Source organism: Stieleria sedimenti (genome assembly GCF_025060895.1).
Lineage (GTDB): Bacteria > Planctomycetota > Planctomycetia > Pirellulales > Pirellulaceae > Stieleria > Stieleria sedimenti.
On sequence record NZ_JANZKV010000259.1, the window covers coordinates 1 to 14,793 of the forward strand.

At 59.6% G+C, this 14,793-nt stretch carries 10 protein-coding genes and 1 pseudogene; 7 read left to right on the top strand and 4 right to left on the bottom strand.

All coding sequences use genetic code 11. The features are described from left to right. Window positions 1-130: 130 nt before the first annotated feature. On the top strand, window positions 131-736 hold the full coding sequence (rdgB, locus tag NZK35_RS28555) for an RdgB/HAM1 family non-canonical purine NTP pyrophosphatase (protein WP_259635936.1): 606 nt from the start codon (window positions 131-133) through the stop codon (window positions 734-736). A gap of 109 nt (window positions 737-845) precedes the next feature. On the opposite strand, the gene NZK35_RS28560 is transcribed toward rdgB, so the two are convergent. Beyond that, the gene (locus tag NZK35_RS28560) at window positions 846-2,879 is read right to left on the bottom strand and encodes a sigma-54-dependent Fis family transcriptional regulator (RefSeq protein ID WP_259635937.1); all 2,034 of its coding nucleotides are present in this window, start codon (window positions 2,877-2,879) and stop codon (window positions 846-848) included. A gap of 195 nt (window positions 2,880-3,074) precedes the next feature. Here NZK35_RS28560 and NZK35_RS28565 point away from each other — a divergent pair, with 195 nt between their 5' ends. The 5 genes and pseudogenes from NZK35_RS28565 to NZK35_RS28585 all read left to right on the top strand — a co-directional run. Further along, on the top strand, window positions 3,075-3,890 hold the full coding sequence (locus NZK35_RS28565; protein WP_259635938.1) for an enoyl-ACP reductase FabI: 816 nt from the start codon (window positions 3,075-3,077) through the stop codon (window positions 3,888-3,890). 39 nt (window positions 3,891-3,929) lie between these two features. After that, window positions 3,930-4,523, top strand: a complete 594-nt coding sequence (locus NZK35_RS28570; protein WP_259635939.1) for a thioredoxin family protein — start codon at window positions 3,930-3,932, stop codon at window positions 4,521-4,523. Further along, a complete protein-coding gene (locus NZK35_RS28575) occupies window positions 4,524-5,444 on the top strand; it encodes a prenyltransferase/squalene oxidase repeat-containing protein (RefSeq protein ID WP_259635940.1) in 921 nt (306 codons plus the stop codon). 90 nt (window positions 5,445-5,534) lie between these two features. Then, on the top strand, window positions 5,535-6,203 hold the full coding sequence (locus NZK35_RS28580; protein ID WP_259635945.1) for an ABC transporter ATP-binding protein: 669 nt from the start codon (window positions 5,535-5,537) through the stop codon (window positions 6,201-6,203). A 106-nt stretch (window positions 6,204-6,309) separates the two neighbouring features. After that, window positions 6,310-6,657 (top strand): annotated as a pseudogene (locus NZK35_RS28585) (mechanosensitive ion channel domain-containing protein); the annotation flags it as partial. On the opposite strand, the gene NZK35_RS28590 reads toward NZK35_RS28585, so the two are convergent. From NZK35_RS28590 to NZK35_RS28600, 3 genes are all read right to left on the bottom strand, one after another. Next, window positions 6,651-7,907, bottom strand: a complete 1,257-nt coding sequence (locus tag NZK35_RS28590) for a hypothetical protein (RefSeq protein WP_259635941.1) — start codon at window positions 7,905-7,907, stop codon at window positions 6,651-6,653. The pseudogene NZK35_RS28585 and the gene NZK35_RS28590 sit on opposite strands and share 7 nt — an antisense overlap. Before the next feature lie 516 nt (window positions 7,908-8,423). Continuing rightward, window positions 8,424-9,458 carry a nuclear transport factor 2 family protein gene (locus NZK35_RS28595; RefSeq protein ID WP_259635942.1) on the bottom strand — a complete coding sequence of 345 codons (1,035 nt, stop codon included), beginning with the start codon at window positions 9,456-9,458 and terminating at the stop codon, window positions 8,424-8,426. Between the two features lie 439 nt (window positions 9,459-9,897). Next, window positions 9,898-12,678: a DNA translocase FtsK gene (locus tag NZK35_RS28600; RefSeq protein WP_259635943.1), complete on the bottom strand. Its 2,781-nt coding sequence runs from the start codon at window positions 12,676-12,678 to the stop codon at window positions 9,898-9,900. A gap of 682 nt (window positions 12,679-13,360) precedes the next feature. Between NZK35_RS28600 and NZK35_RS28605 the strand changes: the two genes are divergently transcribed. After that, entirely contained in the window at window positions 13,361-14,791 is a 1,431-nt protein-coding gene (locus NZK35_RS28605; RefSeq protein ID WP_259635944.1) for a sulfatase-like hydrolase/transferase, read from the top strand. The last annotated feature ends 2 nt before the right edge of the window (window positions 14,792-14,793 follow it).

The following is a 14,793-nucleotide window of genomic DNA, read 5'->3' on the forward strand; positions in this document are numbered from 1 at the left end:
CGCTGCGTCGCAGCGACCGAAAATCGCCTAACGGGACCGTCCCCCTTTTCCGCGACACAGATACCGGAAGCTTGCGTTTCATGGAATCGCAAGCTGGAAGCTTACGCCACTTATCCACCACGCTCGCCCCATGTTCGATCTTGTCCTCGGTACCAACAACGCCAAAAAGCTGATCGAGTTGCGGCTGATGCTGCCTGCAGAGCACTACAGCTTGCACTCGCTCGCTGAGATTCCGGATTCGATCGACGTCGAAGAAACCGGCGAAACGTTTTCGGAAAACGCAGCCCTCAAAGCGACCGAGCAGGCGAAACATCTGGGTCGCTGGGTGCTGGCCGAAGACAGCGGTCTGGCCGTCGACGCGCTCGGCGGTGCCCCCGGCGTCTACTCGGCCAGGTACGCCGGTCGACACGGTGACGATGAAGCCAACAATGCAAAACTGTTGAGCGAATTGGCGGACGTCCCGATGGAAAAACGGACCGCACGCTACCACTGCGAAGTCTGTTTGTCCGATCCCGAAGGCAACGTGAGAATCACCACCGGCGGCGTCTGTGGCGGAGTGATCCGAACCGAACCGTCCGGAAGCGGAGGCTTCGGCTATGACCCGCTGTTCGAAATCCGTGAGTACCACAAGACGTTCGCGGAACTGGACCTGGCCGTCAAACGGGCGCTCAGTCATCGCTCCCGGGCGCTGCGGCATTTGCTGCCCCAACTCCGCCGCCTGGTCGCCGGGTTGTAGCCCCGGTGATAGTAGCGGCAGGGCGCGAGCCCTCCGGCCTTTCACGGTGTTTTTGAAGCGCGACCGGACGGCTCGCGCCGTTCCGCTAACACCTTCAGCTTTCCAGCACCTACTCGTCCTCGTCACCGGTTCGCATGCCCAACTGCTTCATCTTTCGATACAGGTTCGATCGATGTAGATCAAGTTTCGACGCCGCCTCGGTCATGTTGCCGCCGCACTGGTCGATCGCCAGACGGATATGATCGATCTGGAACAGACGTGTCGACTCGGCCAGTGACGTCGGCAGATCAACACGATAGGTCCGTTGATTGCGGTCATGTTCTTTCGACGTCGAGATTGGCGGCTGACGAAGTTCCAGATCGGGAGCGTGGATCATGTCTCCGGTCGAGAGATAACACACCCGTTCGATCGTGTTGCGAAGCTCGCGCACGTTGCCGGGCCAATGGTGTGACAACAGCGCCGTTTGCGCGGAGTCGGACAGCGAGGGAACTTTGCGACCGATCTGGTAACAAAAATGATTCAGAAAATGGTCCGCCAGCAACAACACGTCTCGTCCGCGATTGGCCAAATCCGGCAGGGTCAATGACACCACGTTCAAGCGAAAAAACAAGTCTTCGCGAAAACGCTTTTCGGCAATCAATTGCTCCAGCGGTTGATTGGTCGCAGCGATCACGCGGACGTCGACGGGAATCGGCACACTGCCCCCGACCCGGACGACTTCTCGCTGTTCCAACACACGCAACAGCTTGGCCTGGCCTCCGGGACTCATGTCACCGACTTCGTCCAAGAACAGTGTGCCGCCGCTGGCGAGTTCGAATTTGCCGACGCGTGTTGCATTGGCATCGGTAAACGAACCCCGCTCGTGCCCGAACAATTCACTCTCCAGCAAGGACTCGACCAACGCCGCGCAATTGACGGCGATGAAAGGGCCGTTCTTGCGATCGCTTTCGTAGTGAATGTGTCGTGCGACGACTTCTTTTCCGGTTCCGTTGCTGCCGAGAATCATGACCGTTAAATCGGTCTTGGCCACCTTGGTGCCGCTCTCGCGAACCGCGACGACGGCGGGGTGGGCGCCGATCAGCGGGGTGCTTCGAGCCGCATCACGAACGAGACGATCGCGAGATTCGGTCAAAGACTTTTGCGCCCGCTGGGCCTGAATCGCCACCGCCGCGTGGGTCGCCAAATCGGACAATAACAGCACATCGCAATTGTCGAAGTGGTTTTCGAGATGATTGATCGCTTCGAACACGCCGATCGTTTCACCGCGCGGACCATTCAGTGGAACCGCGACCAACGACCGTGTGCGGAATTCCAGTGATCGGTCGACCTCGCGGTTGACGCGTGCCTCGTCGTCGCTGCTGGCGTTCCAGATCTGAGGCGCTTTGGTCGCCAGCACTTCACCGACGATCCCGGCGTTGTCCGGCACAATCAACGGCCGATCGTCGATTCCCAGGGCAGGTCGTCCGATCAGTTTTTTGCGTCGCTTGTCCCACAAGAAAATGCTGGCACGCTCGCAACCGATCAAGTCCGTCGCCGTGTCGGCGATCTGCCGCAGCAGCGTGTTCTCGTCACTGGACTCCTGCAACTGGGTCTGCTGCCACTGGGCGGCGGCCTCCAGCACGCTCGTCAACTGGGCGATTCGATGGCGGTGGCGTGCATCGAGCTCGGCTTGCGTGATCGCCGTGACCAACAGTTGCGAGAGCCGGTCCACGCGATCGGGGTCGATGGATTCGTTTTCCGACTCCAGGATCAGGCAGCCGACCATGGGGGACGAAACAATCGCACCGCCATCGTTGACATCGACTTGGCAGGGCACCGCCCACCAATGGCCGTCGGTGCGGCCACCCCCGTGGTCGATCGCATCGCTGATCAGATCGATCGGCAGATCGGCCGGAGCGGGCCGATTCGAGGTGTCGCCGGACGAGTCGACCCAAGCGCCGACGTGCCAACGGCCCTTCTGCTGAGTCACCAGGCCGGCCGAATTCAGCCCCAACAAGGAAATGAATCGGGGGAAAAGCTGCCGCACCAAGGCGGAGCGACTGATCTGAGCACGCAAGGCCCGACCGATTTCGGTGGCAAAAGCGATCTCGTCGAGGAGTTGGATCGGTTCGTGAGCACGAGTGGAAGAGGAGTGATTTGTCATAAAGTCCAGGATTCGCCGTTGATGTTGGACGGTCGATGGGCAGACCGGGAAGCATTTCATCGGGACAAGTGCCGCCGGACCGCCGTTGGCAAATAGACGAAGTCGCCTACTTCACGCTATCCTGTCCAACCCGCAGCAAAATGCGTGCGATGGTGACGCGTGACTTTTCCCTTTTCATTAGGAATACGAATCGAGATGCAATTTCAGGGTAAGAAGGGGCTTATTTTAGGAGTCGCCAACGAAAATTCGATTGCTTGGGCGATCGCACAAGAAATCATGAACGCCGGTGGCGTGTGCGGATTCACGCACCTGCCGGACCGCCCGGACGACGATCGTCAACGAAATCGACGACGCGTCTCCCAGTTGACCGACAAGCACGAAAACGCAGCTTTTCTACTACCCATGGATGCGCAGAAAGACGACGACATCCGCAGCGTATTCGAACAGACGACAAAAGAATTTGGGAAAATTGATTTTGTCCTCCATTCGATTGCATTTGCCGACCGCCAGGACCTCGGCCGCGACACCATCGAGACCAGCCGCGCCGGGTTTGCCCTAGCCATGGATGTCAGCGTGTACACCCTGTTGGCCTGTGCCAATGCCGCCAAGCCGATCATGAATCCGGGCGGGGCGATTGCGGCGATGACCTACTTCGGCGGCGAGAAATGCGTCCCCGGCTACAACGTGATGGGGATCTGCAAAGCGGCCCTGGAGGCGGCGGTCCGCTACGCCGCGTACGACCTCGGCCCGGCAGACATCCGCGTCAACGCGCTCTCGGCCGGCCCCGTGCGGACCCTGGCCGGTCGCGCCGCCGGCGTCGAAGACATGCTCAAGTTGTACGACAAAATGGCGCCGCTGGGACGAAACATCACCCACCAGGAAGTCGGCCGCACCGGAGCGTTCCTGTTGAGCGACCTGAGCCAAGGCATCACCGGCGAAATCCTGCACGTCGACGGTGGTTACAATGCCATGGGAAGCCCCGGACGTCTGCTCGATGATCTCAAGTCTTAACTCCCAACATCCCCTCCCCATTCGACCGCAAGAGATTCCATGGTCCGTACCGCAAGCACCATGCTGCCCCTGGGCACCCAGGCACCCGATTTTTCGCTTCCCGAATGTGACGGCGGCACCGTCAGCCTGTCGGATTTGGCGGGCAAGAAAGCACTGTTGGTGATCTTCATGTGCAATCACTGTCCCTACGTCAAACACGTCGCCGACCAGCTGAAATCGCTCAGCGACGAGTACTTGGCCAAGGACGTCGCCGTCGTCGCGATCAGCAGCAACGACGCCGACAAGTATCCGGACGACTCGCCCGAAGCGATGTCCAAAGAGAAGGCCGATCGGGGCTATGCGTTTCCGTATTTGTATGATGCCGACCAACGCGTCGCCCAGGCATACGCCGCGGCCTGCACGCCCGATTTCTATCTGTTCGACGCCGATCAAAAACTGGTCTACCGTGGCCAGTTAGATTCTTCCCGCCCGGGCAGTGACATTCCCGTCACGGGCGAAGACCTGCGGGCCGCACTCGACGCGGTACTCGCCGGCGATGCCCCGAGCCCCCAGCAGCGTGCGTCGTTGGGTTGCAACATCAAGTGGAAGCCCGGCAACGAGCCCGATTACTTCAACGCCGCCGGTGCCAGCTGAGTGCTGTCTTATTTGCAGGATCTGACCCTTCGGCTGGCCGCCGGAGCAACGCGGTTGGATGAACAAGTCCGGCAGACGCATGCGGCGTGGTTGACCGCCCAGCAGCGCGACGACGGCGGGTTCGCCGGACGCGAAGGCGGCAGCGATCCCTACTACACCGCGTTTGCGTTGCGCGGACTCTGGATTCTCGACGCCCTGACCCCCGAGATCGGTCGCTCGGCGGCTGACTTTTTGCGCAGCCGGCTGAATCATCGCGAAAGCATCGTCGACTTGATCTCGCTGATTTTCGCCGCCGCGATCTGTGAAATGGCCGTCGAGGCCGAGGTCATCGGCGATGATGACAGCAGCTGGATCGACAACGTCGCGGGTCTGCTGGAATCGCTGCGGACCGACGACGGAGGGTTCGCCAAGAGCCCCGAAGGTCGCGCCGGAAGCACGTACCAGACGTTTCTCTCGACGCTCTGTCTGGAGTTGATGGGACGGCAACCGCAGCACCCCGAACGCGTCTTGGAATTCTTGGATTCGCAAGCGCACCCCGACGGCGGATACCTGGAAATCCGCGCCGCCAAACGCGCCGGGGTGAATCCCACCGCTGCGGCGATCGGAACGCTGAAAACACTCGGCGCCATCGATCGCGTCGACCGTGAAACCACCATCGACTTTCTCGGGGAGATGCAATCCGATGAAGGAGGCTTGACGGCCAATACGCGGATTCCGTTCGCCGACTTGCTCAGCAGTTGTACGGGCATGATCACCCTGGTCGATCTGGATGCCGTCGATGCGGTCGACATTGCTGCGGTTCGACGCTACGCCGAATCGATGCAAGCCGACGGCGGAGGCTTTACCGGGTTCGCCCTCGATCACATCGCCGACGTCGAATACACGTTTTATGGCCTGGCGACCTTGGCGTTGACGGTTTGATCGTCGCCGGATGGGATACCAGCAGTAGCAGTTGCTAAACTACTCACCGAGCGCCCCCGCCCCAGTCCTTCGGTTTCCAGACACATGACGATCCTGACTGTCGAAAACGTTTCCAAGTCGTTTCCAACCGCCGGTGAGCCCCTCGAAGTCCTTCGTGACGTCTCGTTGGAACTGGCCGGCGGTCAATCGATGGCGATCGTCGGCCCCAGCGGTAGCGGCAAGAGCACGCTGTTGCAAATTCTCGGAACGCTCGACCGCCCCGATGAGGGCTCGGTGAAGCTGGACGGCGAAGACCCCTTCGTGCTCGACGACACGCAACTGGCGCACTGGCGAAATCGACGCGTCGGGTTCATCTTTCAAGACCATCATCTGCTGCCACAACTGTCGGTGATCGAAAACGTCTTGGTGCCGTCGCTTGCCGTCGGCCGAGCCTCCGCCGATCACATCGCGCGGGCGACGGAGTTGCTCGAAGCGGTGGGGCTGAGTCAACGGACCGGCCATCTGCCCAGCGAATTATCCGGTGGGGAACGCGAACGCGTCGCCATCGCGCGGGCCTTGTTGATGCGGCCCGCGCTGGTGCTGGCTGATGAACCGACCGGAAACCTCGATCGACGCACCGCCGAATCGGTCACCGCAGTCCTGCAAACGCTGCAAAAAGAAAACGACGCGATCCTGATCTGCGTGACCCACAGCGGCGCGTTGGCCGAAGCAATGGACCAGCGTCAAGAACTGGTCGACGGACGCCTGGTGGAGGGCTGAGGGCAATGTACGCGTTCCCAGTGAGGCGAGCGGAAACCCAAAATCAAGATGCGAATGGCCCCCACCTGCACCACAACTCGTCCAATGGGCATGCCGGCCAACAAGGCCTTACACATTCGACGGGGCCGAAGTGATTGTGCCCAATGGCATGCTGATCTCGGACAAGGTTATCAACTGGACGCTTTCGGACAGGCGTCGGCGGGTCGATCTGAACGTGGGGGTAAACTTCGGCGACAGCTCTCTCGATTTCAAGCTCCGGGTGTGGTTCGATGCTGATTCGTCCACCAACGCCTTCACGATCCACAGCGAGAATGCGGTCGCAGTCCAGCAGGCGCTGGAAGACGCGGGTATCGGCGTCCCATTCCCGCAACGCGACCCCCTTTTGATCAGTGTGCCCGACCACTCTGCATCCGACCTCAGGATGGCAAAGCCGCAGCCGGGTACCCGCTACTGAGCAGTTTGCTCTTCAGGGTTCTTGAGCCGAACCAAGGTCCGTGGCTCCCGGCGAGTTTCGTCGAAGTGAATCAGTGCTGGGACTTCGTCATTCGTCAGGTTATATAGCCCGATCTCCATGACCAAGGAATCATTGCCCTCCAGCTTCAACCCCACCCGCTCGCTTTTCTTGTCGACAGATCCGACGATCGGTGTGACTTGCTCCGTCAGCATGTCCTGGTAGTTGCCGCGGATCGCACCTTCTCGGTTCAGCGCCAGCTGGATGACTTTGTCCGTTTGGGTCTGGTCCGTCTCAGCGATGATCGCGAAAACACCGAGTGGCAGCCACTCTTCGTCCTGCGTCTCACCGCCCGCCTCCGCGATGGCCTCGGCTTGCGAGTAGTATTCTTCTTCGGTGGCCACAGGTTCACCTTCGTACATGACATTTCCGTCTTCATACACCACGTTTTGTTCGTAGTCGTAGTACGTCCCGCTCCCTTCACAGCCACAGTAACTTCCGGCAACGGCCCAAGACGTTGCAGCCCAGGCGCTACCTACGACAGCCCATTTGCCGGGGAACCAGGCATTTGGATAACGACCGTAGTACCCTGGCGTGAAATAGCCCCAACGTGTGAAATTTCCGTTCACTGCCGTGTAAGCTCGACCACCGACAAATTGGCCATTGACGTAGCTGGCACCGCGACCACCGCTCACCACGTTGCCGGCGGGCCCGCGTACGGCCGTCTTGGAAGCAACCTGCCCCGTTCCTCCGGCACCGTAACCGGCTCGGGCATTGACCGACGTATAACCCCACTGATTCTGGCGGGCTGAGACGGCGCCGCCCTGGCGATAGCCTGACGAATCCGCATAACCACCGCGGGCAGCCACAGCGCTGTTGCCGGCGGCATCCCGAGCGCCGACTGCTCCGCCTGCGCGAACCGCCGAATCGGTTCCGTCGGAAACGCCTCGCACGCCGCTGCCACCGACCGCTTGGCCGCCGACAGCTGTTTCTATGCCGGTTCGGCTGCCAGCCGCAAAAGCGCTGTTCTGACCATCGGTGGCACCAATGCCTCCGGTGCCGCGAACGACCGTGTTGCCACCGGCTGTTTCGATTTTGATTCCGCCAGCTACACCACCAACGGATGCCCCGCCTTCGGTCGTACCGCTTCGTGAGCCGCCGCCCACGGTCACCGTTCCACCGCGAGCCGTTTCATAGGTTCGACTTCCGCCGCCTTGACCCGCAGTCGGACTGGAACTCGACGAGCTTGCCACGCGATTGAAGCCTGAACTACCGGAGCCATTCAAGAAACTATCCAGTTGACCTCGCGACGGTTGCTGGAAGGAACTCCGCGAATCGAAGGCAGCGTTGCCGGAAGGTGGAGTCCGCAATCCGCCTGACGCTCCCATTGGCCGGTTCGCAATACCGGGTGCCGCACCACGGTTGATGGTTGTGCCGGGAGAACCGATTCGATTAACGGACGCACCAGCAGGTTGCCGGTTTACGGGGCTCCGATTCTGGATTTGCGGTGCAGCCATGCGTGATTGAGAGGGCATGGCTCTGCTCATTGAAGGACTGCGCGACATACTCGGAGCGCCCCCGGAAAAACCGCCTCCGCCACGTGAAATCCCGCCTCCGCCGCCTCTGCCCCGTGCATCCGCAGAGGTTGGTATCAATAAGCAAGAAAGCAGCGTCAGCAGCAAGCAGAGATTTTTGGACATCATCGTTTTCTTCCTAAGACTGCAAGTGTGTAGTTGGGTTGGGTGAGCGTGACTGCGAGCGGGTGACCGCTATTGAGGCTTGGGCAAACCTTCGCTCTTCTCCTCCGCTTGCTCCGCTTGCTCCGCTTGCTCGGCTTGCTCGGCTTGCTCGGCTTGCTCGGCTTGATCGGCTTGATCGGCTTGATCGGCTTGATCGGCGACGCGATTCACCAGCACCTCGTCCATGTCCGGCAGGAACTGCCCCGCCACAATCCTTGATTGGGAACGCCAGGTATATCTGGTGGCGTCAATGGGAGTATAAACGTTGACGGCTGAAGCCAGTTCGCCCGTCGGTAGCGTCATGTTCATTTCGACGATCCATTTTCCGTCTTTGCTGGACCAGCGTCCCTGACCTATCCCTCCGTCGGAATCAAACAGCCAAGAACGAATGACCCCGGTGGCAGGGTCCACGCCAATGATTTGCGTTCCCTCAAGCAGCGTCGCATCCGGAACATCAACTCGAAAGCTCATCGTCAAAAACTTTTTGTTGCGAGCCCACTTCACTTGCGACTCGACCGTTGCGTCCTCATCAGTATCAGCCCAGCTACCGACGAGCCAACTTAGCTGCGACAGTTGGGCACCGGACTCTTCCGGCATCGCTGTCTCGCGAACACTGTCGATCTTCCATCCATCCTTTTGTTTGATGTGGACGACGGAGTAAGTGGACTGACGTGCACCTTCGTCCCTTAGAACCGTCGCAAAGCCATCTTCAACGGCCACCGTGTCCGTGACGAGCCGGATCGACGTTACATTCACCTCCAACTGCGACTTTGGACCTGCCTTGAACTGCCGCGAGAAATCTTCGCGGATAGCTTCCCGCCCCACGATCTTTTCCTGAGTATCCATAGCCAGCATCACAGCGTTTTCCGCCCAATGATTGGAAACCGCATCCACATCGCGACGGTTGAAGGCATCCACATAGCTGCGAATCGTTTCGATAATCGCTTGTTCCGCTGTGGGGTCGGTAACGGGTGTTTGTGCCTGTACAAGAGCTTGTGCTTGAACCAGGGCACCGGCGGCGACCAACATCCACACCAAACTTAACCGTGGCAACAGACGTTTCACTTGGGTTCTCCGATCATTCATGGGTTGTCTCATTGGGATTTGCTAAATCCGACTAATTAGATCAGTTGACCAATTCGAGATCGCCGGGTAAATAGCTCTTGTCGAAACGAGGTTCCAGCGGTTCCTCTAAACGCAGCATCATGTTGTGACCTTTTTGCCGGGGATGGCCTGACCCCAACTGTCTTGGTGCCCGGTTGGTGGCTTCGGACCGCACCAGACCGTGCAGGAACCGTCCGCATTCGGCTTCAAAGCTGGATTGTTACTGTTGAGGCGCGGTGGGATCAGGCAAGTTGTTACTTCAGCGTGATCGTCACCTTATCGATCTCACCGGTGTACTTACTGCCGGCGCGCTTGCAGGTGCACGACGCGGTCTTCGCCTTTTCCGGACGCGAGGAACGAGCCAGTCCTCAAGCGTCGCCCCAAAACGTGCCCGACACCTTCATTGTTCCCAATCCTCTTCGTCCTCTTCTTCATACTCCTCGTATTCTTCTTCTTCTTCACCATCTTCGTCTTCGGCGGCGATCGCGGATGGTCGGCGTGGCTCACCTGACTCGTCGTCGGGTTCCGGTGGATCCAGCCCCTGCATTTCGTGCCACTGTTCCAACGTCAGTAACACGTCGCGGGCTTTGCTGCCGTTGTACTGTCCGACGATGCCATCTTCGGCCATGAAATCGATCAGCTTGGCGGCGCGGCCGTAGCCGATCCCCAGGTGCCGTTGCAGCAACGAACATGACCCGCGGCCTTCGCGAATGATCACCTCCACCGCGCTGTCGTAGATATCCGGTCGGTCTTCATTGAGCGACGGGCCGTCGGAATCATCGTCACTGACGACTTTCAAGTTCATCAGTTCGCCGACAAAATTCTGCTCGCCCATGCTGCAATGCGCGCAGATCAAATCGATCTCTTCGTCGCTCAAGTACGTCCCTTGGCCACGAATCAACGTGCTCGTTCCCGGCCACAAGAACAGCATGTCGCCGTTGCCGAGCAACTTGTCGGCACCGTTTTCGTCCAACACCACCCGGCTGTCGGTCTTGCTGGCGACTTGAAAGCTCAAACGGGCCGGCAGGTTACTTTTGATCAATCCCGTGATCACGTCGACGGTCGGTTTTTGCGTGGCCAGGATCAGGTGGATTCCGACGGCACGGCTTTTTTGCGCCAGTCGAATGATGTGCTGCTCCACATCCTTACCCGCGGTCATCATCAAATCAGCCATTTCGTCGGCGATGATGACGATGAACGGCAGCTTATCCGGCACGCTGCCGTTGTCGTCCTCGGGATCAATCTCCAAGCGACGCAGCACTTCGTCACGTCCCAAGTCGTTGAAGCTGTTGATGTGTCGGACCCCGGCGTTGGCCAACAACGAGTAACGTTCTTCCATCTTTTCGACCGCCCAAGCCAAAATCGCTTCGGCCTTGCGCATGTCCGTGATCACGGGGTGCATCAAGTGCGGCAGCTTTCCATAACCGCTCAGTTCAACCATCTTGGGGTCGATCATCAGCATCCGCACTTCGTCCGGTCGACACGTCATCAGGATCGACGTGATGATCGCATTGAGACAAACGCTCTTGCCGGTACCGGTACGTCCGGCGATCAACAAGTGCGGCATCTTGGCCAAGTCGACGACCATCGGATTGCCCGAAACGTCTTTGCCCAAGAAGACCGGGATGTTCATCTTCAACGAACGCATGTCCGACTCTTCCATCACGTCACGCAACCGAACGGCTTGACGTTTTTCGTTCGGCACTTCGATACCCACCGTGTTCTTGCCGGGAATCGGGGCGACGATCCGGACGCTGGGCACGCGCAAACCGATCGCCAGGTCTTCGGCCAAGCTGGTGATCTTGCTCAGTCGCAACCCGGCTTCCAGCTCGATTTCGTATTGCGCGATGACCGGGCCTGTTTCGATCTCAACGACCCGGATGTTGAAGCCGAAATCGGCAAACGTCGCTTCCAGTATCTTGGCCTTGCGGCGGACTTCGCTCAGCTGTTCGTCGTAGTCGATGTCGTCGCTGGCTTCCAGCAAATCGACTCGTGGCAAGTGGTAGTCTTCGCTTCCCGCCGGAGCGTCTTCGACCATGTCCTCGTACAGCTGGTCCAGTTCATCTTCAGTCTTGCTTTTCTTGGGTAGTCGAATCTTGGGGCCGGGAACATCGTGCGGCTGGTCGCCGCGCAGCGAGACGGTTTCGTCGTCGATCTCGATTTCACGGATCACGGCGTTTTCTTGTTCGTCCTCGTCGAAGCCGGAATCATCATCGTCGTCTTCTTCGTAGGCGTCGTCTTCATCGATCGCGTCTGGCGGTTGCGAAACGGCGACGGCGGAGTCCGCTTCGGCCGCGTCGCCCTCGGCAGCCCCCTTGCGACGCTTGCCTGCGCGAAGCTTGATCCGCGGCTCCGAACGAGGCGTGTCGGTTTGACCTTCGGCGTCCTCTTGCGACTCCGTCTCCGTCGTCGCCACGCGCTGCGCGGGCTCTTTCCGCGCGGGCTCTTCGGTCGCACCACCTTGCTCGGCGTCTGGCGTTGCCGCGAAGGGAGCCGGAGTCTCTTGGAACGGTTTGCGGCGCGGGCGTAGCGCCGGCGGGATCGCTTGCGCCGCTCGCTCCACGCCGCGGCGCGAGACCTGGGCACCGCCGGCAACGATGCGTCGGCTGGCGTACAAGATCGCATAGTCGGTCGTCAGAAGCGTTCCGATCACCAGCAGCGTCAACGTCAAAATCCACGCACCGCTGGCGTTGAAATGTTCCAATAACCACGTCGACGACATCGCCCCCAGCACTCCGCCGGCACCAAAAATGGTGACGCCTTCATTCTCGATCGGCAGCATCGCCGCGGCCGTGGCCGTCCCGAGCAAAATGATCGTGCCGCCCAATGATCGCAGCACCGGGGCGTTGAGCCGGCCGCGACGCAACAACGCAATGGCCGTCCCGCCAATCGCCGCCACGACAATGCCCGACGCCAAGCCCATTGACGTCATCATCGCCGATGCGATCAACGCGCCCCAATAGCCGCACGCATTGGTGATCTGGTCGGCCGGTGGGTAGATTAGGATATCGGGCAGGTGCAATGCACTGATCGGCCAAAATGGCTCGTCCAGCGGATCGGCCGGATTGCGCGTCACCAACGAAATCGTCAGCAGGATCGTCAGCGCAATCAGCATGATTGCACCGACATCGCGAGCGAAGTCCGGCGTTGCAGGAGTATCGTTGATCAGGTCGGCCGACATGCAGTGTCCGATAGGTGGGCCAGTTTCAGTTTCCCAACAAGGCTTGTCGGCTAAAATCGTCCGTCAAACTCAACCGACGTGAATACCGCTGCTGGAACTGCAAAGACCCGATCGAGCGAAAAAGTCTTCCCGCACCGCAAGGTTTGCCAAAGCGGTCAAGGCTTAGCAATCCTCAAGGTTTGGCTAGCTGCTATTCGAGCGACTCGATCCACCGCATTGCCGCCAACTCGAAGCGAATTTTGCTGACAGGCCGACGCCAGCGGCAACAATGGTACAGTGACCGGACATGACGGCCGGGATGATCGACGGGCAACAACAATCAGAACCGTTGCGAATGCCCGAAACGGCAAATCAGAATCAGCCAGGGAGCGGTGGCAGGCCAACCAAGTCGCGGCAAATCTCCACGAGAACGTCAAGTGTCCATCGAACTGCTTCACACCTCCTTCGGAATCCTCTTTACCTTCGTCTGGCTGTTTGTCGGCCAAATCTTGGTCGCCGGCCGGTAGGGACGTCGAATTTTTTACTGCAGGATTTGGCGACCCATTTAGATTCTCTCCCTCCGGGAGAGACGGCGTTTGCGCGGCAAGCAAACGCCAGAGAGGGCCGGCGCTGCGAAAGTCTTGGCGACTTCCGCTACGATCAACTCCGACACTTATTTTTCCGTGCGATGATGAAAGGGCACATGATGAGACTCTGTTGGCTGGCGCTGCTCTCTGCCGCATCCTGTTGCCACGCTGCATCGGCCTCGGCCGACGAACGCCCGAACATCGTGGTGATCGTCGCCGACGACTTGGGTTACGGCGAAACCGGGATGATGGGTAACCGGCAAATCCCGACTCCCCACATTGACACCCTGGCCGACGCCGGCGTCCGCTGCACCGCCGGATACGTCACGTCGTCCTACTGCAGCCCCTCTCGCGCCGGCATTCTGACCGGACGGTATCAATCCCGATTCGGATACGACATCAACCCGACCGGAAAACGAAATCTGCTTCCCGACGCCGGGCTGCCGACCTCCGAAACCACCTTCGTGAAAACACTCAACGAAGCGGGCTACCGGACCGGACTGGTCGGCAAATGGCATTTGGGAGCGACCCCGGCGCGGCATCCGCTGCAGCGAGGGTTTGATTCGTTTTATGGATTCCTGCACGAAGGGCATTTCTATGTCCCGGGATCACACGCCGACGGTGTTCCCTACCAGAACGTGCTGACGATGATCCGCGACGCCAGTCTGGAAGTCGGCAGACGCATCCGCACCGACAACTTGATTCGCGGCAATTATGCCCGGATGAGCGAACCGTCTTATGACCAAGACAACCCGATCATGCGCGGCACGGAAATCATCGAAGAGTCGCGTTACCTCACCGAAGCGATCACCGAGGAAGCGGTTTCGTTCATCGACCGACATCATGACGATCCGTTTTGTCTGATGGTCTGCTACAACGCCGTCCACAGCCCGATGCAGGCCAAGCTCGCCGATTGCCAGGCCTTGCGGAGGATCACCGATATCCAACGCCGAATCTTTGCCGGCATGTTGATTTCGCTCGATCGTGGCGTCGGCGCGATCACCACAGCGATCGACCAGCACCGATTACGCCGCAACACGCTCGTCGTCTTTCTCAGCGACAACGGTGGACCGACCGCCGAACTGACCAGCAGCAACGCCCCGCTGCGAGGCGGGAAGGGCTCCCTGTACGAAGGCGGCATCCGAATCCCGATGGTCTGGAGTTTTCCCGGCCGGTTGCCCGAAGGCGTCTCCGAACCGCGACCGGTGATCAGTCTGGACATCGCGGCGACGGCACTGGATCTGGCCGGCTTGCCGGCCGACGCCCAGTCCGATGGCGTCAGTCTGTTTCAATGGATCGACAACCCGATCGCGACCGGTCGTCAACATCTTTATTGGCGAATGCCCGGCGGAAAACAGGCGTTGCGAAGCGGCGACTGGAAAATTGTGCGTCCCAAACGTGGCCAGCCGATCGAGCTGTATCATCTGAAAATCGATCCCTCCGAAGAGCATGATTTGGCGGGCATGCAGCGTGAGAAGCTGAGCGAGCTGATCAACCGCTGGCAGGCCTTCGACGCACAAATGGCGCCCTTGGCCCAATACCGCTAAGT

What these genes read in the sequence shown, in the direction of transcription:
- NZK35_RS28570 (WP_259635939.1), top strand. Translation starts at nt 3,930, where the DNA reads ATGGTCCGTACCGCAAGCACCATGCTGCCCCTGGGCACCCAGGCACCC.
- NZK35_RS28600 (WP_259635943.1), bottom strand. Translation starts at nt 12,678, where the DNA reads ATGTCGGCCGACCTGATCAACGATACTCCTGCAACGCCGGACTTCGCT.
- rdgB (WP_259635936.1), top strand. Translation starts at nt 131, where the DNA reads ATGTTCGATCTTGTCCTCGGTACCAACAACGCCAAAAAGCTGATCGAG.
- NZK35_RS28605 (WP_259635944.1), top strand. Translation starts at nt 13,361, where the DNA reads ATGATGAGACTCTGTTGGCTGGCGCTGCTCTCTGCCGCATCCTGTTGC.
- NZK35_RS28565 (WP_259635938.1), top strand. Translation starts at nt 3,075, where the DNA reads ATGCAATTTCAGGGTAAGAAGGGGCTTATTTTAGGAGTCGCCAACGAA.
- NZK35_RS28560 (WP_259635937.1), bottom strand. Translation starts at nt 2,879, where the DNA reads ATGACAAATCACTCCTCTTCCACTCGTGCTCACGAACCGATCCAACTC.